The 21376-nt window shown below is 32.1% G+C and carries 21 protein-coding genes and 1 tRNA gene; 11 read left to right on the forward strand and 11 right to left on the reverse strand.

Annotated features, from left to right (window positions below):
- Positions 1-39 precede the first annotated feature (39 nt).
- Complete coding sequence (locus FUA24_RS18605; RefSeq protein WP_187388325.1) at positions 40-543, forward strand: ankyrin repeat domain-containing protein; 504 nt, start codon at positions 40-42, stop codon at positions 541-543.
- A 134-nt stretch (positions 544-677) separates the two neighbouring features.
- Entirely contained in the window at positions 678-2078 is a 1401-nt protein-coding gene (gene lpdA, locus FUA24_RS18610) for a dihydrolipoyl dehydrogenase (protein ID WP_148544574.1), read from the forward strand.
- Positions 2079-2166: 88 nt separating this feature from the next.
- Here the strand turns inward: lpdA and FUA24_RS18615 are convergent, their stop codons facing one another.
- A complete protein-coding gene (locus FUA24_RS18615; protein ID WP_148544575.1) occupies positions 2167-2841 on the reverse strand; it encodes an HAD family hydrolase in 675 nt (224 codons plus the stop codon).
- A gap of 191 nt (positions 2842-3032) precedes the next feature.
- Here FUA24_RS18615 and FUA24_RS18620 point away from each other — a divergent pair, with 191 nt between their 5' ends.
- Together FUA24_RS18620 and rlmF are read left to right on the forward strand one after the other, a co-directional pair.
- Complete coding sequence (locus FUA24_RS18620; RefSeq protein ID WP_148544576.1) at positions 3033-4439, forward strand: MATE family efflux transporter; 1407 nt, start codon at positions 3033-3035, stop codon at positions 4437-4439.
- Between the two features lies 1 nt (position 4440).
- Positions 4441-5313: a 23S rRNA (adenine(1618)-N(6))-methyltransferase RlmF gene (gene rlmF / locus FUA24_RS18625; protein WP_148544577.1), complete on the forward strand. Its 873-nt coding sequence runs from the start codon at positions 4441-4443 to the stop codon at positions 5311-5313.
- Here the strand turns inward: rlmF and FUA24_RS18630 are convergent.
- Both FUA24_RS18630 and FUA24_RS18635 read right to left on the reverse strand, forming a co-directional pair.
- Positions 5291-6016 (reverse strand): DUF2490 domain-containing protein, encoded by a 726-nt coding sequence (locus FUA24_RS18630; RefSeq protein ID WP_148544578.1) that lies wholly within the window; start codon positions 6014-6016, stop codon positions 5291-5293. The two genes, rlmF and FUA24_RS18630, sit on opposite strands and share 23 nt — an antisense overlap.
- 13 nt (positions 6017-6029) lie before the next feature.
- Positions 6030-7967, reverse strand: a complete 1938-nt coding sequence (locus FUA24_RS18635; RefSeq protein WP_246147093.1) for an SLC13 family permease — start codon at positions 7965-7967, stop codon at positions 6030-6032.
- A 200-nt stretch (positions 7968-8167) separates the two neighbouring features.
- Between FUA24_RS18635 and bshB1 the strand changes: the two genes are divergently transcribed.
- Positions 8168-8884: a bacillithiol biosynthesis deacetylase BshB1 gene (gene bshB1 / locus FUA24_RS18640; protein ID WP_148544579.1), complete on the forward strand. Its 717-nt coding sequence runs from the start codon at positions 8168-8170 to the stop codon at positions 8882-8884.
- A gap of 95 nt (positions 8885-8979) precedes the next feature.
- Positions 8980-9055: transfer RNA gene (locus FUA24_RS18645), tRNA-His, on the forward strand.
- Between the two features lie 61 nt (positions 9056-9116).
- On the opposite strand, the gene FUA24_RS18650 is transcribed toward FUA24_RS18645, so the two are convergent.
- The gene (locus tag FUA24_RS18650) at positions 9117-10079 is read right to left on the reverse strand and encodes a hypothetical protein (protein ID WP_246147095.1); all 963 of its coding nucleotides are present in this window, start codon (positions 10077-10079) and stop codon (positions 9117-9119) included.
- 259 nt (positions 10080-10338) lie between these two features.
- Here FUA24_RS18650 and FUA24_RS18655 point away from each other — a divergent pair, with 259 nt between their 5' ends.
- Together FUA24_RS18655 and FUA24_RS18660 are read left to right on the forward strand one after the other, a co-directional pair.
- On the forward strand, positions 10339-11382 hold the full coding sequence (locus FUA24_RS18655) for a sensor histidine kinase (protein ID WP_187388326.1): 1044 nt from the start codon (positions 10339-10341) through the stop codon (positions 11380-11382).
- Between the two features lie 18 nt (positions 11383-11400).
- Complete coding sequence (locus FUA24_RS18660) at positions 11401-12114, forward strand: LytR/AlgR family response regulator transcription factor (RefSeq protein WP_148544581.1); 714 nt, start codon at positions 11401-11403, stop codon at positions 12112-12114.
- A 76-nt stretch (positions 12115-12190) separates the two neighbouring features.
- Here FUA24_RS18660 and FUA24_RS18665 read toward each other — a convergent pair whose 3' ends face one another.
- The 4 genes from FUA24_RS18665 to FUA24_RS18680 all read right to left on the reverse strand — a co-directional run bounded on the left by FUA24_RS18665 (position 12191) and on the right by FUA24_RS18680 (position 15566).
- Positions 12191-13198 (reverse strand): M28 family metallopeptidase, encoded by a 1008-nt coding sequence (locus FUA24_RS18665; protein ID WP_148544582.1) that lies wholly within the window; start codon positions 13196-13198, stop codon positions 12191-12193.
- Between the two features lie 62 nt (positions 13199-13260).
- Complete coding sequence (locus tag FUA24_RS18670; protein WP_148544583.1) at positions 13261-14313, reverse strand: M28 family peptidase; 1053 nt, start codon at positions 14311-14313, stop codon at positions 13261-13263.
- A gap of 126 nt (positions 14314-14439) precedes the next feature.
- Positions 14440-14793 (reverse strand): FUSC family protein, encoded by a 354-nt coding sequence (locus FUA24_RS18675; protein ID WP_148544584.1) that lies wholly within the window; start codon positions 14791-14793, stop codon positions 14440-14442.
- A gap of 5 nt (positions 14794-14798) precedes the next feature.
- Positions 14799-15566, reverse strand: a complete 768-nt coding sequence (locus tag FUA24_RS18680) for a DUF3108 domain-containing protein (RefSeq protein WP_148544585.1) — start codon at positions 15564-15566, stop codon at positions 14799-14801.
- Between the two features lie 179 nt (positions 15567-15745).
- On the opposite strand from FUA24_RS18680, the gene FUA24_RS18685 reads away from it, so the two are divergent.
- From FUA24_RS18685 to FUA24_RS18695, 3 genes are all read left to right on the forward strand, one after another.
- Positions 15746-16588 (forward strand): universal stress protein, encoded by an 843-nt coding sequence (locus FUA24_RS18685; protein WP_148544586.1) that lies wholly within the window; start codon positions 15746-15748, stop codon positions 16586-16588.
- 320 nt (positions 16589-16908) lie between these two features.
- A complete protein-coding gene (locus FUA24_RS18690) occupies positions 16909-17247 on the forward strand; it encodes a DUF4870 domain-containing protein (protein WP_148545011.1) in 339 nt (112 codons plus the stop codon).
- A 1-nt stretch (position 17248) separates the two neighbouring features.
- Positions 17249-17449 carry a hypothetical protein gene (locus tag FUA24_RS18695; RefSeq protein WP_148544587.1) on the forward strand — a complete coding sequence of 67 codons (201 nt, stop codon included), beginning with the start codon at positions 17249-17251 and terminating at the stop codon, positions 17447-17449.
- Positions 17450-17553: 104 nt separating this feature from the next.
- Here FUA24_RS18695 and rsgA read toward each other — a convergent pair whose 3' ends face one another.
- The 3 genes from rsgA to dnaN all read right to left on the reverse strand — a co-directional run bounded on the left by rsgA (position 17554) and on the right by dnaN (position 21375).
- Positions 17554-18609, reverse strand: a complete 1056-nt coding sequence (gene rsgA, locus FUA24_RS18700) for a ribosome small subunit-dependent GTPase A (RefSeq protein WP_148544588.1) — start codon at positions 18607-18609, stop codon at positions 17554-17556.
- A gap of 367 nt (positions 18610-18976) precedes the next feature.
- The gene (locus FUA24_RS18705; protein WP_148544589.1) at positions 18977-20080 is read right to left on the reverse strand and encodes a glycoside hydrolase family protein; all 1104 of its coding nucleotides are present in this window, start codon (positions 20078-20080) and stop codon (positions 18977-18979) included.
- A 176-nt stretch (positions 20081-20256) separates the two neighbouring features.
- Positions 20257-21375: a DNA polymerase III subunit beta gene (gene dnaN, locus FUA24_RS18710; protein ID WP_148544590.1), complete on the reverse strand. Its 1119-nt coding sequence runs from the start codon at positions 21373-21375 to the stop codon at positions 20257-20259.
- Position 21376 lies beyond the last annotated feature (1 nt).

Below are 21376 nucleotides of genomic sequence, written 5' to 3' on the forward strand. Positions count from 1 at the left end.
CTTCTTTTTAAATTTAACTTCAATCAAAAAAAAAAGACAATGGAACGCAAACAGTTTATTAAAACACTTGGAATTACGTCATTAGTAATTCCGGCAACTTCGGTTTTTGCTTTTTCTCAAAATCAAGAAGAGCCAAAACTAGATAAGGCTCTAGTTAAAAAATTTGTTGGAGGATGTCATGGCAAATTCGATATGATTAAAGAATTACTTAAAGAACATCCAACTTTATTAAACGCCGCTCATGACTGGAGAAGGGGCGATTTTGAAACAGGCCTAGGTGCTGCCAGCCACATGGGAAATAAGGAAATTGCAAAATACCTACTGGATAATGGTGCTCAGGCAAATATTTTTACTGCGGCCCTTTTTGGGAGATTAGATATTCTAAAACCTATGTTAGATTTTAATCCGGCACTCTTAAATGCTAAAGGACCTCACGGACTTACATTGTTACATCATGCTAATAAGGGAGGAGATGAAGCTTTAGAAGTTACATCTTATTTACAATCACTTGGCTTAAAAGAAACACAATTTAAACTGTACTAACTGTTTTTTATTTTATTTTTAATAAGCTTATTTACAGTATACATAATTCTATTTGATAAATTCTTTTTTTTATTGCCTTACCATAAAACATTTGTATTTTTGGTTTTCCAATTTTTAAATACCAAAAACTATATATGAATTCATACGATGTAGCCGTTATTGGTTCAGGTCCTGGTGGATATGTTGCAGCAATTAGATGTGCGCAATTAGGAATGAAAACCGCCATAATTGAAAAATATGCAACTTTAGGAGGTACATGTTTAAATGTAGGATGTATTCCTAGTAAGGCGTTATTAGATTCTTCACACCATTACGAAGATGCTATAAAACACTTTGAAGAGCATGGAATTGATATTCCTGGTGATATAAAGGTTAACCTTGAAAAAATGATTGCGCGCAAGCAGTCTGTGGTAGACCAAACAACTAGTGGTATAGATTTCTTAATGAAGAAGAATAAGATTGACGTTTATCAAGGTATTGGTAGTTTTAAAGATGCCACGCATATCACTGTTGCTGGCGAAGAAACTACTGAAATTGAAGCAAAAAATACCATTATTGCAACAGGAAGTAAGCCTTCTAGCTTACCTTTCATCAATATAGATAAAGAGAGAATCATAACATCAACCGAAGCTTTAAAACTTAAAGAGATTCCAAAGCATTTAATTGTTATTGGAGGTGGTGTTATTGGTTTAGAGCTTGGTCAAGTATACAAACGTTTAGGAGCTGAAGTTTCCGTCGTTGAGTATGCTGATAGAATTTTACCGACTATGGATGCAGGAGTTTCTAAGGAGTTAAACAAAGTTCTTAAGAAACAAAAATTCAAAATTAATGCATCACATAAAGTGAAATCTGTAGAGCGTGTTGGTGATGAGGTTGTAGTAAAAGCAGATAATAAGAAAGGTGAAGAAGTAGAATTTAAAGGTGATTACTGTTTAGTGTGTGTTGGACGTCGTCCTTATACAGATGGATTAAATGCCGAAGCTGCTGGTGTTAAATTAGATGAGAGAGGTAGAGTTGAGGTTAACGATCATTTACAAACAAGCGCTTCTAATATTTACGCTATTGGTGATGTTGTAAAGGGTGCAATGTTAGCACATAAAGCTGAGGAAGAAGGTGTGTTTGTTGCTGAAACTTTAGCTGGACAAAAACCACATATTGACTATAATTTAATTCCAGGTGTAGTTTATACATGGCCGGAAGTTGCAGCTGTTGGTAAAACTGAAGAGCAATTAAAAGAAGCTGGTATAGCATATAAAGCAGGTCAATTCCCTATGCGTGCTTTAGGTAGAAGTAGAGCTAGTATGGATATTGATGGTTTTGTTAAAGTATTAGCAGATAAAACTACTGATGAAATTTTAGGTGTTCATATGGTAGGAGCTAGAGCTGCAGATATGATTGCTGAAGCCGTTGTAGCTATGGAATATAGAGCTAGTGCCGAAGATATTTCGAGAATGTCTCATGCGCACCCAACATTTACCGAGGCTATTAAAGAAGCAGCGTTAGCGGCTACGGATAATAGACCATTACATGTTTAAAAAACAAACTCGTATATATTTAAAAAGCAACCTATTTAGGTTGCTTTTTTGTTTTATGTGCTAAATAAAGTTAATTCGGAATAATAACTTAATTTGAATTAGCAAACACCAATTCATTACTAATCTTATCAAAGCTAATTTCGGTAAAATCATTAATAACTTTATTGGCTTTAGAATAGTCTTGGTTTTTAGAGTGAAAGCTATCATAACCCACACAATAAATTCCAGCAGCATGTGCAGCTTTTACACCATTAGTAGAATCTTCAATAACAATACATTCCTCTCTTTTAACGCCAGCAGCTTCGGCAGCTTTAATAAATATTTCTGGGTTAGGTTTAGACTCCTTTAAGTCGGCACCACTTAATTTGGCTTTAAAGTATTGGTTTAAATCGAAACGTTCAAAAATTTGATTAATTCCTCCCATTGAAGCCGATGATCCTAAAACTAAAGTGAGCCCATTGTTGTGGTAATCCTTAATTAAATCTAAAACACCATCAATTAAAGTTAAATCAGAATCACTTTCAAAAAACTGCTTATAATATTTTCTTTTTAAAGCTACTAACGCTTCAGGAGTTTGTTTTAAATTAAAATGATCACATAAGCGTTTGCAGATATTAATGGTAGATTGCCCAGTGAAAGACTCATAAAGTTCTCTTGTAACTTCAATACCTACTTCATTAAACATATCGTTGTAGGCTTTATTATGTAAGGGTTCACTATCAATGATTACCCCATCCATATCAAAAATAACTGCTTTTAGCATCTTAATCTTTTTTGGCGAATATAAATCAAATCAGAAATGCTACCTAAAATTTCATTTTGTATTTTCAATTAATTTAAACACCTTTGTAACATGATTGTGTAAATTAACTTCAGGTTTTAGCTGATACTCTTCAGCAAATAAAAGTGTTAAAGCTATTGTCTTTAACCATGTCTATTTATAATAAACTCAAGATGCAATCAAATAAAATTTCATTCAAACAATTTATACATTATTTTAAAATTGCTGTAACAGGTAAGGAACAGGAATTTACTTCGGGCAGTATTAGGAGAGCTGTTTTTATGCTTTCTATTCCCATGATTTTAGAAATGCTCATGGAATCCATATTTGCAATTGTAGACATTATGTATGTCTCAAAAGTAAGTGTTAATGCTGTTGCTACAATAGGTCTAACAGAATCGGTTATTACATTAATTTATGCCGTGGCCATAGGTTTAAGTATGGCAGCAACTGCTGTAGTTGCAAGACGTGTTGGTGAAACTGATTATAAGGGTGCTTCAGATGCAGCAGTTCAGGTAATTTTTGTTGGTATACTAATAGCCGCAATAATAAGTGTAATAGGTATTTTATATCCAAAAGAAATACTTCAATTAATGGGTGGTGAACCCGATTTAATTGAGGAAGGTTATGGCTATACCAAAGTCCTCTTAGGTGGTAACGTAACCATTATGCTGTTGTTTTTAATTAATGCCATTTTTAGAGGTGCAGGTGATGCTTCTGTAGCTATGAAAGTGCTTATTCTTTCAAATGGATTAAACATAGTTTTAGACCCTATTTTTATTTTTGGTTTAGGGCCAATTCCTGCATTTGGAGTTGAGGGAGCTGCCATTGCTACTACTATTGGTAGAGGTGTTGCTGTGATATTTCAATTAGCCATTCTATTTTATGGTTATAGTAAAATTAAGATAGGTCTAAAAGATCTGGTACTTAGGGTTGGTATCTTGTTTAATTTAATTAAGGTGTCTCTAGGGGGGATTGGTCAATTTTTAATAGGTACCTCTTCTTGGGTGTTTTTAATGCGCATCATGAGCGAATTTGGTAGCGAGGTTCTTGCGGGATATACTATTGCAATTAGAGTAGTGATGTTTACCTTAATGCCTGCTTGGGGTATGAGTAATGCCGCAGCAACTTTAGTTGGGCAGAATTTAGGTGCTCAAAAACCAGATAGAGCTGAACAATCCGTTTGGAAAACCGGAAAGTATAGTGCGCTGTTTATGGGGCTTGTGTCTCTAATATATTTAGTATTTGCTCCTCAAATAATAACCTTATTTAATAAGACGCCCAGTGTTGTAGAAGCGGGTAGTTTATGCTTACGCGTAATGGCTGCTGGTTATATTTTCTATGGTTATGCTATGGTGGTTATTAATGCTTTTAATGGTGCTGGCGATACAAAAACACCAACTAAAATTAACTTTGTTTGTTTCTGGTTGTTCCAATTACCCTTTGCATATGGTATGGCCATTACGCTAGACTTTGGACCTAAGGGTGTGTTTTGGGCAATTACCCTAGCTGAAATCTTAATAGCTATTGTAGCTATTATTTGGTTTAAAAAAGGAAACTGGAAAACTGTGAAGGTGTAAGATGACTAACAAACTCCATCCAAACAACAAACACAATTCAGGATATAACATTGATACTTTATGTCAATCCTATCCTGAATTGTCTTCGTTTGTGTTTGAAAATCAATATAAGACGAAAACTATAGATTTTGGAAACCCTAAAGCTGTTAAAGCTTTAAATACGGCATTATTATTTAAGTATTATAATGTTAGGTTTTGGGAATTTCCTGATGAAAACTTGTGTCCGCCAATACCTGGAAGGGTAGATTATTTACATTATGTTAATGATGTATTGCATGATTCTGAAATATCTAAGGATGTAAAGGTTTTAGATATCGGAACTGGTGCCAGCTGTATTTATCCCATTTTGGGGCATGCAGTTTATAACTGGAAATTTGCTGGTTCGGATATTGATGAGGTTTCTTTAAGATATGCCCAAGAAATTATCAATAAAAATAACTTAAACGAACATATTTCCTTAAGATTCCAAAAGGAAAGCAGGTATATATTAAAAGGTCTTTTAACCGAAACAGATAGATTCTCAGTAGCAATTTGCAATCCTCCGTTTTATAAGTCAGAACAGGAAGCCATTAATGCTACTACCAGAAAATTGAAAGGACTAGGGCAAACTTCAGATAGATTAACAAGAAATTTTGCGGGTAAACATAACGAACTTTGGTGTAGAGGAGGAGAATTGAGTTTTCTTAAAAATTACACCTATGAAAGTTCTTTGTTTAAAGAACAATGTCTTTGGTATAGCTCATTGGTGTCTAAAAAGGATCATATAAGACCAATAAAAGTGGCATTAAAGAAATTAAATGCCACTTCGATTAAGGTTATAAATATGGGAACAAGCAATAAGCAATCTCGAATTATTGCTTGGTCTTTTTATTAAGAGATGCTATTTTTTGAGGCTTACTTCTTAAATCTGCTTTATAAAATAGACTAAACTGAAGTCTATGTAAGTTCATGCCTTTAATTTTTCTATTTAAGTAACCAACCTGAATATTGGCAGATTTGAAAATATTGATACCTAATGCTCCATATGCTCTATTTTCATCAAAACCGTCGTTCTTTTTGGTTTGAATGGTCCAGATGTACTCATTATTAAATCTTAAAAAGAATGTTTTATTAAGAGTAACCTTGGTACCTAGTCTATATCGAAAACGGTTATGCATAACATCTTCTCTCGGTACAGGTCTATCCAAAAAACGTTGTTCTAATCTAAATCTATGATCTATTGGAAGTTTAGCAATCTTATGCTTATAGCCTATTTGTTCATAAAGTCTATTCTCATAAGTATGATCACCAACTTTGTTAAAACCATTGTCAATGTCCATCCAACCATAAGAGAAAGATGTCGTTAACTTAGGACTAACATGATAATTCACTGCGATATTTGTAAATAAAAAGTTGAAGTTTTGTGCCACTTCATAATGCCATGACTGTACAACATTACTAACGCTAAACTTATCTGAAATTTTATAAGTACCGCCATAAGTAAACCATGAGCCTAATTGATCTTCAACTGGTGTTTGAGCTGAAATATTAGTATTAAAACTCAAAATAATAATTAATGGAATTACTAGCTTTTTCATTTTATCTGTATTTTTAAAATGGCCAAATCATAGGTACAAGTACCATTGACACGATTAAGAATAATAGTAATAAAGGTGCTCCAACCTTTAGGTAGTTCATAAACTTATAACCACCAGCAGTCATAACCATTGCATTTGTTGTTGTACCAATAGGCGTTAAGAATGCTGTAGATGCACTTATAGCAACAACTATCATAAATGGTTCTGGAGACAGGTTTAAAGAATTTGCTGCCAAAATTGCTATTGGAGCCATTAATACGGCTGTGGCAGAATTGTTAATTACTTGACTAAAAGTTGTGGTTAATAAGAATACACCGCCCAATAGTAATACAGGGTGAATAGCACCTAAATAATCTACCAATGCATTTGCAATCACCTGTGCTGTTCCTGTTTTTTGTAGTGCTATACCCATTGGAATCATAGCTGCGATCATTACCACACTTATCCAACTGATGCCTTTATAAGCTTTTGCCATAGGAATACATCCTGTAAGAAGAATAATTCCAGCAGAAATTAAGGCAGCTATAGAACCAGGCACTATTTTAAATACCATGAAAATAATCATTAAAATAAGCGAACCCAGAGCTATATAAGACTTGTGATTTAGATTTTCAACGTTCTTAGCCATGCCTTCTGGACTACCACAAATAACTAAGTTCTCATGCTGCTTTTTCAGTTCATCAATGCTATCCCAACTTCCTCTTAAAAGGAATGCATCACCTGCTTTTACCTTAAATTCTTTATCTAATAAAGGTTTGTTATTTCTAGAAGCAGCTAATAACTGAATACCAAATCTTTTAAAATAATCGCCTAACTTATATTTTCTTCCAACAAAGATTGAATTTGGGTTTACGATAACTTCTGTCATACCAACCTCTTGGTTAATAAGGTTGTGTTTTAACTCATCGGTTACAGGCTCTAGAGGTAATAGCCCCAATCTAAATCTAATCATCAATTTGTTAATAGATTCCGTATCCCCTTTAACAGTAATTATATCATGATATCTCAGCTCCGTATTTAAATCTGGGAACTCTTCAAACTGATGAATACCTTTTAATACATTAGGGTGTCTTCTTTTCAATCTAATTACAGTAACATTATATGTTTTCTCTAAGTCCCACTTCTTTAATTTAGTATCAATCATTGGAGATAAAGATCTAATACGTAGTCTGTAGTAATCGTCATCTATTTTATAGGCTTCAATCCAGTTGTGTAATGTAGATTCTATGTTTACCGGTTTGTTATTGGTTTTGTTATTAGGTAATAATTTATATGCTACATACCTAAAGTAGATAAGAGCAATAATTAAAAGAGGCACACCAATAAGGGCAAATTCAAAGAAAGAGAAGCCTTCAAATCCGTTTTCAACTAATGCATTACTTGCAATAATATTTGGAGGTGTACCAGTAAGGGTTAAAAGCCCACCTGTATTTGAGCCAAAGGCTACAGGCATTAACATCTTAGAGGGTAATGTACCTATACTCCAAGCAGAAGATATAGTTAATGGCATTAAGGTAGCCACGGTACCAGTATTACTTACAAAACCAGATAAAACCCCAGCTCCTAAACTTACAATAACTAACAATTTGGGAACACTCTTACCTGCCCATTCTACAAACTTTTTACCAGCTAGTGCTGTCCAACCAGTTTGGGCAATACCTTCTCCTATAATAAAGAGCGCCGCAATCATAATAACCGTTGGGTTGCTAAAACCGCTAAGTGTCTCTTTTGCTGTTAATATTCCTGTAAGGAATAAACTTATCATAGATATAAGAGCAACAATATCTGGTGTAAACTTACCCCAAACAAAGAGTCCTATGGTTACAACTAATATGAATAACATTAAATACATACCTGAAATTTTTTGAGTGTTTGTGTATTGTTTATGGTGTAAAATTACTACCCAATAGAACGACCAATCATGACTAAAGTCATACTTTGAAGAATGCATTGATTTTTTAATAATTGTTATATTTATCCTATAAAAACTGAGGAAAGTATTAACGAAGACGTTTTCGTAATGGTAAGTTTTAAGGGTAATGTAATTTCTTTAAAAGAATGTTTTTTTATTATCCCATTTAATTCTTAAAATTTTGATAAACTAGCTTAGGGTTTAGTCTAATTTTACTTTTTTAGTCAAAAAATAAACAAATGAAACTTGATATTTTAGCCATAGGAGCGCATCCTGATGATGTAGAATTAGGTTGTGGAGCCACCATAGCTAAAGAAATTTCTAAAGGAAAGAACGTTGGAATTATAGATTTAACTAGAGGCGAACTTGGAACACGAGGTACCGCGGAAACAAGAGATATTGAAGCAGAAGAGGCAAGAAAAATTTTAGGTGTTGCAGTGAGGGAAAATCTTAGATTTTCAGATGGCTTTTTTATAAATGACAAACAGCATCAATTAGAAATCATTAAATACATAAGAAAGTATCAACCCGATATCGTATTGTGTAATGCCATTGACGATAGACACATTGATCATGGTAAAGGAAGTAAATTGGTTAGTGATGCTTGTTTTTTAAGCGGTTTAGTTAAAATTGAAACAGATATTAATGGTGTTGTTCAAAAGCAATGGAGGCCTAAACATGTATACCATTACATACAATGGAAACATTTAGAACCAGATTTTGTTGTTGATGTTACAGGTTTTATTGATAAAAAAGTTGAAGCGGTTTTAGCTTATAAAACCCAATTTTTTGATGCCAATAGTAAGGAGCCAGAAACTCCAATTTCTAGTAAGAACTTTACTGATAGTGTGGAATATAGAGCCAGAGACTTAGGCAGATTAATAGGAGTGGAGTATGCCGAAGGGTTTAATGTAGAACGTTATGCTGCGGTTGATAGTCTATTTGATTTAAAGTAAAAAGGCATATTTTTTGTTTAAAATATTGAAAAAGGTTTTGTAGAAAAACCTAAATCTGTTACATTTGCACTCGCGTTATAAAAACGTATTTACATGGTGGTTGTAGCTCAGTTGGTTAGAGCGCCTGATTGTGGTTCAGGAGGTCGTCGGTTCGAGACCGATCTTCCACCCAAAAAGACAAAGCCTTTCGATTTCGAAAGGCTTTTTTTGTGGGAATTAAATATCAATATAACTATTTGTGTTCATAAAGATATTTTGCAGCTGCTTTAGCCATTAGTCTTTGGTTATGTCCTATATTAGGTACAATTTCTATTTTCCAATTACATTTAAGATTTAACCGTTCTGAAATTTTTATTCCTTTATTATAAAAATTAGTCCCTCTTGAAAGTCTATGAAGTCCTTGTTTGTCAATAGTTTTAGATCTTAAAAGTAGTCCCCCTGTTTCATTGGCATTATCTAATTCTCCCAAAAAAAGCACGAGGTCTTTCTTTAGAGATTTCTTTAGGTTTAAATTCATACCTTTTATTCCAAACGGAAATTCAGTTTTTAAATCGGGTATAGTGTAAGATCCAGCATTTGAAGCAAGTATAGTGCGAGCTTTAGATTTTGGGTGCATTAAAACAAAGCGATGTAAAATTTGCCCACCAGCAGAATGGCCGAACATATCATAATTTGTTTGATTAGAATTTACAGCCTTTTTTACAATTTTAAATATACGATCGAAGTCATTGTAAATCCATAATTTTGAATCTAGATTTATACTAAATCTTACTAAATCTTCATTCATAATAACATGGTTTGAGTTTTTTACAAAAGAAAAACCTGCTCTACTAATATCTTTTACCATTCCTCCTAAATGATAATCTTCATAAGAATAATTCTTTTCTTTATATGATGGAGAAATGATTAATACGTTATGTTTTTCAGAAGCTGTAATCCATGAGTCCCTGTAACTATCAGCATTTCTCCCTGAACCTGGAATAACCATTAAAATTTTGGAATTAGAATTAAAATTTTTTGGTTTATAATAATGAATGTTAATGGTATCATTTTCATGCCCCATACCTCCCATAATTTGAAAGACACCCGTGCCCTCTTTAATTTTAATATTCTCAGTAGTTTTATTAAAATTAAAGGATTGGCTTATTAGTAAAGCTAGGGTTATAATGCTATTGACAAGACTTAATGTATTCATAATTTAATATTTTAAAAATTAGTTTAGAGCAAATATCAGAGTTGAAAACACTTCATTGTTGTTATACCTAAGTATGTTTTATTACTGAGTACAAATAAGGTATATCTATAGATGATTTAAACTCAGGACTAGTTTTATAGTATTTAGGTGTAGTTAATAGTAATTCATCATTTAACGCATAATAAATCATATTTATCCTTAGTTTTATGAATCTGTAATAAAGGTTAAGAGTAAGTATATGAAGGCGCAATTGAGTGTTATGAAGCAAAAAAGATGGATAAACCATTTTGTATTCTGGATAAGCTTGTTAGTCTTTTATACACTGGCAATGAGTAACGAGTTTGCCCCAATAAGTAGTCTTTTTAATCGTAATGTAATTCTTTTACTTCCACAAGTTTTTGCAGCTTACATTATAAGTTATTTTCTAATTCCAAAGTTCTTATACAAAAAACAATACATTTTATTTGGGGCGTTCTTTTTGCTATGTACTTATATTTTTTCTGGGCTGGCCCGTATTTTGGTTGTACATGTTGTTGAAGGTATATATAGGGAACAACCATTTAAACAGGAATCTATATTAGAAATAGCTACAGATTTAGAGAGGCTATACAAAGAATTTTTCCATAGGGTTTTTTTACCAGTATTCTTATTTGTTAGTATAAAGCTTTTAAAAGAACGGTTTGAAGAGAAGAATAGAAGAGAATTATTAGAAAAAGAGAAGATAACTGCAGAATTAAATTTTCTAAAAGCTCAAATTCACCCCCATTTTTTGTTCAACACTTTAAATAATCTTTACACGCTAACACTGCAAAAATCTGATAAGGCGTCTGAGACCGTACTTAAATTATCAGAAATGTTAGATTATATTTTATACAAATGCAAAGAAAAAACGGTGTCAATTGAAGATGAAATTAAACTAATTAAAAATTATATTAATTTAGAAAGACTCCGTTACGGAAATAGGTTAGAGATTATGTTTGAAACAAAAGTAGACGATTTAAAAACTCAGCTAGCACCTTTAATTTTAATTTCGTTTATTGAAAATGCATTTAAACATGGTGCTAGTGGCACGGTAACAAAGCCTAAAATAGAAATTGAGTTAATGGTTAAAGAAAATCAGTTGCATTTTTCAGTTAAAAACACAAAACCAGGTATCACTAAAAATGACCATACTAAATACAAAGATGGAATTGGACTTAATAATACTAAAAATCAGCTACATCTAATTTATCCTATGGAACATGTATTACATATTATTGAAGATAACAATAGTTATAAAATAGAACTCAGAATAAGTTTGTAAAAGCTAAATATAGAATTTGTGATAATAAAATGTATAATTATTGATGACGAACCACTTGCAATTTCACTAATTGAAACACATTTAGCTAAAATTCCTAATATGGAAGTCATTGCTAAATGTAATAATGCTATTGAAGCCTTTAGTGTTTTAAAATCTCAACAGGTTGATTTAATGTTTTTAGATATACAAATGCCTTTATTAACAGGAATGGAGTTTCTGAAATCATTAAACAATTCACCTAAGGTAATTTTAACCACAGCTTATAGAGAATATGCCATTGAAAGTTACGAATTTGATGTTGTAGACTATTTACTCAAACCAATTGCGTTTGATAGGTTTTTTAAGGCTATCAATAAGTTTTTTAAGACTATTGAACTTAAAGAAAATAGTAAAAAAACAGAAACACCAGAGTCTAACAATAAGAACTTTATAGTGATAAATGTGAATAAAAAATTGCATAAAGTTTTATTTTCTGAAATTCTCTATGCTGAGAGTTTAAAAGATTATGTTCAAGTACATACTAAAGATAAAAGCATAAGCACCAAGTTTAAGATTAGTGATTTTGAAAAAAAATTGCCAAATAACTTTTTAAGAATACATAGATCTTATATTGTTAACATAGATAAGATTACCGCTTTTACCGCTCATGATATTGAGATTGATACTATTGAAATTCCAATAGGAATTAGTTACAAGAAACAGGTAGTGGAAAAACTTAAAATAGAGTTTTAGAATATTAAAAACTAATTATTAAGCTTAAGCAACTTTCTGAAAACCAAAATTTTTATACCCTGAACTTACGTTTCTATTAGTCTACTTTTATACGCTCTTCTCTATTGGCTAATTCCCAAGCGGTATGAAAGATTAACTTAGTTCTTTTAGCCAATAACTCATATTCAATTTTATCTGGTGTATCTGTTGGTCTATGATAATCTGCATGTGTGCCATTAAAGTAGAATATTACAGGTATGTTGTGTTTTGCAAAATTGTAGTGATCTGAGCGGTAATAAAAACGATTAGGATCATTCTTTTTATTATACTTATAATCAAACGTTAAATTCACATATTCTTTATTTACCTGCTCAGAAAGTTCATGTAACTCCTTGCTTAATCTGTCGGAACCTATAAGGTATAGATAATTTGGATTACCTCGATGTTTAGGATCTATACGTCCAATCATATCTATATTTAAGTTTGCCACAGTGTTTTCTAAAGGAAAAATGGGGTCTACATCTGCGTAATATCTAGAACCAAAAAGACCAATTTCTTCGCCAGTTACATGTAAAAACAGGATAGAGCGTTTAGGTCCATACCCTTTATTTACAGCAGCTTTAAATGCTTCTGCTATCTCTAAAACGGCAACAGTACCAGAACCATCATCATCAGCTCCATTATTAATCTCGCCACTTTTTGAAATTCCTATATGATCTAAATGAGCAGAAATGATTATAAGCTCTTCAGGTTTTTCACTGCCCTTTATATATGCCAACACATTTTCAGAAGCTTTGATGCCACCATGAAAGTAAGATTCTGGTATTTCTTGAAAATAATCACCATCGCCTAAAGGAGATGGAATCTTATTTTCAACATAGGCATTTTTAATAAACTCTATTGCTTTTTTTTGTCCTGCTTCACCTGTTTTTCTGCCTTCATATTCATCAGAAGCATAGGTATAAAGCATTTCTTTTAGCTCCTCAGCCGTAATTGTTTTAGCGTATTTAGCAGGACTATTTTCTTTATCTTTTTTCTTATTTTTTGATGTACTACAAGCAGTTACTAAAAAAGTAGCACATATAAACACTAGTATTCTTTGCATTGGTAATCCTCAATTTCATGCTATAATACAAAAAAAGCCCTTATTTAAAGGTTTTGTTGAGGTTAATTTAACAGAGTGTTGTCTTGGTCTAGAACAATTCGTCTGTCCTGGTTGGCAATTTGCCATGCAGTAGCAAACACTAACTGAGCACGTCGTTGTAGTAGTTTATAATCTATTTTTTCTGCTGTATCGGTGTGTCTATGATAATCATCATGTACACCATTAAAATAGAAAATAACAGGAACATCTTTATTTGCGAAGTTATAATGATCTGATCTTTGGAAATAGTGATTATTATCATCTAAGGCATTATACCTATAATCTAAATCAATATTAAAATAAGCATTATTAACTTTTTCAGAAATATAATGCAAGTCTTTGCTGAGTCTATCAGAGCCAATAACGTAGATATAGTTACTATTAGTTTTATGGTAATCATCAATTCTTCCAATCATATCCATATTTAAATCTGTAACCGTATTTTCAATTGGAAATGCTGGATGTAGCGCATAATATTCTGAACCTTTTTTCCCTATTTCTTCCGCTGTAAAATGCGCAAAAAGTATACTTCGCTTGGGGCCTAAACCATTCTTTTTGGCTAAATTAAATGCTTGTGCCATTTGTAGAATAGCAACGGTACCAGAGCCGTTATCATCTGCTCCGTTATTTACATTACCATGTTTATCAAAACCTATATGATCAATATGCGCAGATAAAACTACCACTTCTTCAGGCTTTTCAGATCCTTTTATAAAACCTAGTACGTTATTTGTTTTAGGTGTATTATCACTAAAGAATTCTGCGGGGACGGTTTGAATGTATTGTCTTTTACCATAGGCCCCTTCAATATTTTCATTTAAATAAAAGTCTATAACATACTTTTCAGCTTTTTTATGTCCAATTGTACCAGGAGATCTACCTTCAAATTCATCAGAAGAGATTCGATAAAGCTGTGTTTTTAGCTCTTCTACTGTAATTTTATTAGCATATTTAATTACCTCTACACTATCAACTAGAGTAATACTATCTTTAATATTTTGAATTTTTTGAGTGAATTTAGGTGTTGAGCAAGTACCTACCAAAGTTAATACAGATAGCGTTAGGAAGCTTTTCATGTTTAAGAATCTCTCAAGTTTTTAGTTCAGAGTTAGGGAGTCTGAAACATTTAATTTTGTTTGGTAAAAACTAAATAATAGCTAATTTACGCACCAAAGATACAAATAAGAACAAAAAAACTTACATTAAATCTCTACATCTTCTAGCTCAGATTCCTCAAAATCAATTTCTTCCAATTCTTCAATAGCTTCTTCTTCAGATTTAGTTTCTGTAGCTTCTAGTTCTTTTGTGTTTTCAAGTTTTGTTTCAGTAAATACGGCTTTATAGGTGGTTAAAGCCAAAGCCATAATTGTTAAAAGGAAAGAAAATTGGATTATTTTTTTTACCTGTCCAGTCTTTTTAGATAAGTAAAAGGCAACTAAGCCAAAAACTAAGGCTAAGACAGAGGGAATAATAGCAAGATTTGATGCAGGTAAAACAGCAAGTATAATTGCAAAAACAGATGCAATTACTGCTAATATTGTGAAGGTCTTTTTCATATTTCTTAATGTTTTAAGCCTGAAGCGGATTTAATTTTTAATTCGCCATTTCCAACAGGGATTTTAAATTTTCCATAAACAGGAATTTTATTACCATCGGCAGTCAGCCATAACAAATTACTTTTGGTACCTTTTAAAACGTCTGTTTGGGAAGAACCAATAGCTATTTTATAGCATTCTTTTCTACCAATAGCTGTATTTATAGTTTCTTTTCCTAAATAGGTAACCTGCCCTTGAGTTTCTTTTCTATCAAAAATTACTGTAAATACCTTTTTAGAGCCTATAGACATAGATTCAAAATCTAGTAGTCTAAGTTTATATAAGGAAGCAACAATATCTCTAGAGCCTGGTTTAAAGCTAAAAGATTTGTTTTGGATATTATTTTTTTTCTTCGTTTGTACAGACTTTATAGTTTTTGTTTTATGGCTATACGTGTATTTCATTGCCTTAAAATAACTCCCTTCGTTTATATTACGTTTGTATAAAAATGGCGTTAGTGTTTTGGGGCTAACATAGCTTTCGTATAGGTCTCTAATCTTAAAGAAGCTATCCCAATTGCTATAAGTTGCTGCTGTACATTTTAATTTAAGTAAAGTCGCTTTTGATGTTTTTACGTTACTTGTTTCCATAGTAACTTGGGCAATATCATTTAAAATACCAGACATATTGTAAGTAGCCTTATAAACAAGTTTTTCTCCGGCAGCAACGGCATTATTTTGTGAGGTTATTGTAAAAGACAGTAATAAAGCAAAAAGAGGCAAGAAACGCTTCATAAAAATAGTTTATGGTTATAACGTTTGGTTAAACATTTATTGTGCCGAAAATACAATGCTTTGTATGAATTTGCTAATTTTTCTTAATAAGATCGTATAACAAGTTGTTCAACTGATAATTATCATTGTTTTAGCCTGGTTTACGGGGTAAATTTACTTACAACCAAACCTGTATTAAGATGAGAGCAATTTTATTACCTACAGACTTTTCTAAAAATTCTTTAAATGCTATCAATTATGCTGTTGAATTATTTAAAGAAGTAGATTGCCAGTTCTATGTTTTGAATGTGCAAAAAGCCTCCGCATTTATTTCTGATGATATGATGGTAGTATCGTCTACCACTACAATTTATAATACACTTATAGATGCAGCTAAAAAATCTATAGCCAATGTTATTTCTAACATAAAAACTAAACATAACAATAAGAAGCATTCATTTCACTCTATTGTTGATTATGACAATTTTATGGATTCTATAAACCAAATGGTTAAGAAATACAACATAGATTTAATAGTAATGGGTACAAAAGGAGCTTCTGGATTAAGTAGAATTTTATTTGGAAGTAATACAGTACGAGTTATGCGTAATTGTGATACGCCCTTACTGGCAATACCAAGTGAATGCGAGTTTAATGCACTTAAAGAAATAGGTTTTGTAACTAACCACATCACCTTATATGATAAAGAAACTTTAAAGGCTTTAAAAGATCTTGTTACAATTTCTACAGCCGATTTAACAATTTTACACTTAACAAATGATACAAATTCTGAAGAGTATATCCATAACCATACTTTTTTTGATTTATACTTTAACAAAGTATCTCATAGAAGTATTGAAACAGAACGTGAAGGCATCTTAAATTCTATTAAAACCAAAGAAGAATATGATAATATTGGTATGTTATCCATAGTAAAAAAACACCACTCCTTTTTAGAATATCTTCTTAAGAATTTTACAGAAGAAGAAATAGCGTATTCCTGCCAATTACCATTACTAATTTTAAACAAAGAAACTTTGTAAGGCTTTTTTTCAATTTGCTGATAATGTGGTTTTTAAGTGGTAGATTTTAAATTTAATTAACCTATGTTAATTAAATTCTCTATTAGAATCATTAAATTAGAGTAGTTAATGGTAGGAGCCACTGTTAAATGAAATTTAGATTATACCTTTCTTGGTGTAGTTTTAGATGTAGTTTAGCGTTTTTGTTAGTTCAAAAGAGGGATTGGTGGTTCCTGTTCTCCCTATTTTATCTTCTTAGAATAGTAGTTGTAAAAAGTTTTGTAACATTTTCTATTATGTTGCGTCATATAGGTAATCAATCAAAAATTAACCATACAATGATGCGACAAGACAATCAATTAATAGTAATTACACATTTAAGCCAATTACTGCTGTTTATTACAGGGTTTGGTAGCTTAATTGTTCCTTTAATTCTTTGGATTACCCAAAAAGAGAAGGTTTATCAAATGGATGCACACGGCAAGAGTATTGTAAATTTTCAATTAAGTTTAATAATTTACTGCATTATTTGTGTGCCTTTAATATTACTATTTGGTTTAGGCATATTAGGGTTTATTGTTCTAGGTATCTTTTCATTTATATTTCCAATTATAAACGCTATTAAAGCTAGTAATGGCGAATCGCCTAGTTATCCGTTAACCATTAATTTTTTGAATTAAAATGAGTGAAAAAAAGAAGAATAGCTCAAATTATATGGTTTGGGGACTTGTAATAGGCTCTTCACTAGGAAGTTCTATTGGACTTATTGTAGGAACTTTAACAGATAATATAGCTGTTGGATTAACAATGGGGTCTAGTTTTGGAGCCTCCTTAGGTTTAGTTATTGGAATCCTGATACCAAGTTTTAAAAAGAATACGTAAAATATAGATCTTTATCTCTTAATTTTTATTAGTTAGTTTAGTTAGTATGAGATAAGTTTTGGGCTCACCGTAAGGTGAGCCCTTTTTTTATAGAGTTTTAAATATTACCGTTTTTTTATATTCTTCATTCTTTTTACCATTTTTCCGAAATCTTTATCCTTTTTGCGCTTTTGAGCAATACTCTCTTCAAAATGTTCTTTTTCTCTTTCCAACCTCAGATAGTTTTCAAGAGTTTCTATATGTAATTCTCCTTTTTGAATGGCCTCTTTAACAGCACATCCTAATTCTACTGTATGACTACAATCATTAAACTTGCAGAATTGGGAATAATGGATGATTTTTTCAAACGTTTTTTGCATACCGTTAGAGCTATCCATACCAATTTCACGCATTCCAGGAGTATCTATTAAAATTCCTCCAGCATTTAGAGTAATAAGTTCTCTATGTGTTGTAGTATGTTGCCCCCTTTTAGATTGAGAACTAATATTTTTTGTGCTCATACGCTCCTTTTTAGCTAATACATTTACTAATGTTGATTTTCCAACACCCGAAGATCCTAAAAGGCAATAGGTTTTTCCTTTTAAAACAATCTTTTCGAGTTCTACCAAAGCGCTTTCTTTGTATGCTGAAATAGTTAAAATAGGTATGTCTCCTAACCTTTGTTTTACTTTTTCTATAAGTAAAAGAAGGGCATCGTTTTCTATTAAGTCAATTTTATTAAGTATTACTATTGGTTGTATGTTAGAGGTATTGCAAATAGCAAGGTATCGTTCTATTCTATTTATATTAAAGTCTCTGCCAACTTCTTGTACTATTAAGGCGTAATCTATATTGGCGCCAATAACTTGAGACTGTTTTGCGTTACCAGCAGCTTTTCTTGTTATTAGAGAATGTCGTGGTAATATTTTATGTATTATAGAAGTGTAGGCATCATAAGCGATAAGTGCTACCCAATCTCCAACCGCTGGAAAATCTAGTGAAGAAGTGGCTGTATATCGCATATTTCCGGTTATTTCAGCACTCAAGTCACCTTTCTCGGTTCCAACGATATACCTGTCCTTATGTACCAAAAGTACCCTTCCCAAGATAAATTCTTCGTGATCTGATTTATTCCAATGATGTTCTACTTCTTTATTATATCCTAATTGTTGTAATTTCATTTTCTTAGTATTGAAATTTATTGAAAACATAGGAAAGCAACCAACCGAAAAAACAGTGTAGCTTAAGCTAGTGTTTAAAATAAATAGTTTTGATAAATTATATGTGTATAGTCATACACTTCGGAAGAGTTTCCGAAGTCTCAAAAGTGATAGTCTAAGTTCTAGACTACCTTATTTTACAATATCTGAATATGAAATTACAGATGAAAAAGACATAAAGTATAATTAGATTTCAAAGATACAAAATCTGTAAAAGGCAATATGAAACAAAAGTCACATTTTGGGTTTTATGGCTTACTTTGTTGAAATACTTAACTCTTTTGCTGGTTGCATTTAGTTAGGATAACAAACTAGCTAAGTCGAAATATTAATCCTGCTTTAAAGGAATAAACAGGGAATGTGTATCAATTACACCATTTTCTTTTGTTAGAATACCCGCAGTCATAACCAAAGGTTTTCCGTTTTCCATATAAATGCCCATTCTTTCATACCGATGCACGGGAACTATTTTACCATCGGTTGTTTTATAGGCTTTGTCAGCTACTTTATAATTCTCAGCACGTTCCCAGTTTAATCCGTCTACAGAAGTAATCATTCCCATGTAACCAAAGGCATGATATAAATTGTAGTAGCGTTTACGTTTCGTATCGTACCAAACCTCCGGATCTTCTGAGTTATAATTTATAACTACAGGTTTAGGTTGCATTTTCCATGGACCAATTGGGTTATCGGCTAATAAGACTGCTTGCATTCTAACAATTTTATTAAATGGTTGATCTGGCTGATCACCTCTAATAATCATTAAATAACCGCCATCTGGACGTTTAGTAACACTAACATTGTTAGATTGATTTGCAATAGGAAGCTGGGGTTCAAATATCGGTCTATGAAAGCGTTTCCAAGGCCCTTCTATATGATCTGCTACGGCAACTCCAATACGCTGGTTTAGTCGAAGCATACCTCTTAAATTGTCGTGTTTCCAGGGTTTATGTCTAATTTCTTCAAGTTGTTCTGGAGTTAAATCCATGTTACCAGAATTAGTAGACATATAATACAAATAATATTTGCCGTTAAATTTGTAGGCTTTTGTACAATGTACAGTGTACTGATCCCAGAAATTACCGCCTCTGGCCTTTAATACCTCTTGGACTTTTTTCCATGGTCCGGTTGGACTGTCTGATACTGCTCTTGATACTATGCCATCTGTTAACCAAGAAAAAAATCCATGTTTTCTGGGCATCTGATCATAAAAAAGATGATACTTTCCATCGTCTCCTTTTATAATGGTTGATCCCCAATTAAAATAGTCGTTATCGTAAAACTTATTTTCTTCAGATACAGGCTGCATTGCTGCTGTTAAATTATAATCATCGGTATTACTTTGAGCTTGTAAAGTAAAAGGCAGCCCTAATGAATTCAAATAAAACAGAAGAAAGGCACATTTAGAAGGAAGTAAAATATTTTTTATCATGTTTATTTAGTTTAGTAGAAAATAAATTACTTAAATAAAAATGATAATACTGTTGAACAAGTTCAATTAGGCGTAAAAAAAAACGGTAATCTAAAAAGATTACCGTTTACATATTTTAAAACTTCCTCTTTGTTTTGAATTGCTTAGACTTTAATAGCAATCACAAAAGAAACTTGTTAAGAATTCAACATTACAGGCATTACAAGCATTGTTACTTGCTCACCTTCATCTAACCCATCAATTGGTGTTAAGATACCAGCTCTGTTAGGCATACTCATTTCAAGTTGAACGTCATCCGATCCCAAATTGTTTAACATCTCTGTTAAGAAACGAGAGTTAAAACCAATTTGCATATCATCACCTTGATAATCACAAGTTAAACGTTCTTCAGCCTTGTTACTGTAATCAATATCTTCGGCAGATATATTTAATTCAGCACCAGCAATCTTAAGTCTAATTTGGTGTGTTGTTTTGTTAGAGAAAATACTAACACGTTTTACAGAACTTAAAAACTGATTTCTTGCAATAGTCAATTTGTTAGGATTTTCCTTAGGAATTACGGCTTCGTAATTAGGATACTTACCATCAATTAGACGACAAATTAATACAGAGTTTTCAAAAGTAAATTTCGCATTAGAATCGTTATACTCAATAGTGACTTCATCCTCACTAGCAGCTAAAATCCCTTTTAAAAGGTTTAAAGGTTTTTTAGGCATAATGAATTCTGCAACTTGATTTGCTTTTACATCTTCGCGTGTATACTTTACCAATTTATGAGCGTCTGTAGCAACAAAAGTTAAGCCTTCAGTAGAAAACTGAAAGAATACACCACTCATTACAGGTCTTAAATCATCATTTCCAGCAGCAAAAATTGTTTTGCTAATAGCAGTTGCCAAAATATCTCCTGTAACAACGGTTTTACTAGGGTCCTCTAATTCAACCGCTTTTGGAAATTCATTACCATCGGCATATGCTAAAGCGTATTTACCATGGTTAGAGCTAATTTCAACTGTGTTATTGTCTTCAATAACGAAAGTTAAAGGTTGCTCTGGAAATGTTTTCAAGGTATCAAGTAACAAACGAGCAGGAATTGCAACACTACCTGTACTATCACTTTCTACTTCTAATGTAGAGGCCATTGTGGTTTCTAAATCACTAGCAGAAACAGTAAGCGTACTATTATCTAATTCAAATAAAAAATTATCTAGAATAGGTAGGGTATTAGAGTTGTTAATAACGCCTCCTAAAACCTGCAATTGTTTTAATAAATATGTGCTTGATACTATAAATTTCATG

Source organism: Seonamhaeicola marinus (assembly GCF_008085455.1).

Bases quoted from the DNA above. Each gene is read 5' to 3' on its own strand.
- FUA24_RS18605 (WP_187388325.1), top strand. From the start codon at position 40: ATGGAACGCAAACAGTTTATTAAAACACTTGGAATTACGTCATTAGTA.
- lpdA (WP_148544574.1), top strand. From the start codon at position 678: ATGAATTCATACGATGTAGCCGTTATTGGTTCAGGTCCTGGTGGATAT.
- FUA24_RS18615 (WP_148544575.1), bottom strand. From the start codon at position 2,841: ATGCTAAAAGCAGTTATTTTTGATATGGATGGGGTAATCATTGATAGT.
- FUA24_RS18620 (WP_148544576.1), top strand. From the start codon at position 3,033: ATGCAATCAAATAAAATTTCATTCAAACAATTTATACATTATTTTAAA.
- rlmF (WP_148544577.1), top strand. From the start codon at position 4,441: ATGACTAACAAACTCCATCCAAACAACAAACACAATTCAGGATATAAC.
- FUA24_RS18630 (WP_148544578.1), bottom strand. From the start codon at position 6,016: ATGAAAAAGCTAGTAATTCCATTAATTATTATTTTGAGTTTTAATACT.
- FUA24_RS18635 (WP_246147093.1), bottom strand. From the start codon at position 7,967: ATGCATTCTTCAAAGTATGACTTTAGTCATGATTGGTCGTTCTATTGG.
- bshB1 (WP_148544579.1), top strand. From the start codon at position 8,168: ATGAAACTTGATATTTTAGCCATAGGAGCGCATCCTGATGATGTAGAA.
- FUA24_RS18650 (WP_246147095.1), bottom strand. From the start codon at position 10,079: ATGAATACATTAAGTCTTGTCAATAGCATTATAACCCTAGCTTTACTA.
- FUA24_RS18655 (WP_187388326.1), top strand. From the start codon at position 10,339: ATGAAGCAAAAAAGATGGATAAACCATTTTGTATTCTGGATAAGCTTG.
- FUA24_RS18665 (WP_148544582.1), bottom strand. From the start codon at position 13,198: ATGCAAAGAATACTAGTGTTTATATGTGCTACTTTTTTAGTAACTGCT.
- FUA24_RS18670 (WP_148544583.1), bottom strand. From the start codon at position 14,313: ATGAAAAGCTTCCTAACGCTATCTGTATTAACTTTGGTAGGTACTTGC.
- FUA24_RS18675 (WP_148544584.1), bottom strand. From the start codon at position 14,793: ATGAAAAAGACCTTCACAATATTAGCAGTAATTGCATCTGTTTTTGCA.
- FUA24_RS18680 (WP_148544585.1), bottom strand. From the start codon at position 15,566: ATGAAGCGTTTCTTGCCTCTTTTTGCTTTATTACTGTCTTTTACAATA.
- FUA24_RS18685 (WP_148544586.1), top strand. From the start codon at position 15,746: ATGAGAGCAATTTTATTACCTACAGACTTTTCTAAAAATTCTTTAAAT.
- FUA24_RS18690 (WP_148545011.1), top strand. From the start codon at position 16,909: ATGCGACAAGACAATCAATTAATAGTAATTACACATTTAAGCCAATTA.
- FUA24_RS18695 (WP_148544587.1), top strand. From the start codon at position 17,249: ATGAGTGAAAAAAAGAAGAATAGCTCAAATTATATGGTTTGGGGACTT.
- rsgA (WP_148544588.1), bottom strand. From the start codon at position 18,609: ATGAAATTACAACAATTAGGATATAATAAAGAAGTAGAACATCATTGG.
- FUA24_RS18705 (WP_148544589.1), bottom strand. From the start codon at position 20,080: ATGATAAAAAATATTTTACTTCCTTCTAAATGTGCCTTTCTTCTGTTT.
- dnaN (WP_148544590.1), bottom strand. From the start codon at position 21,375: ATGAAATTTATAGTATCAAGCACATATTTATTAAAACAATTGCAGGTT.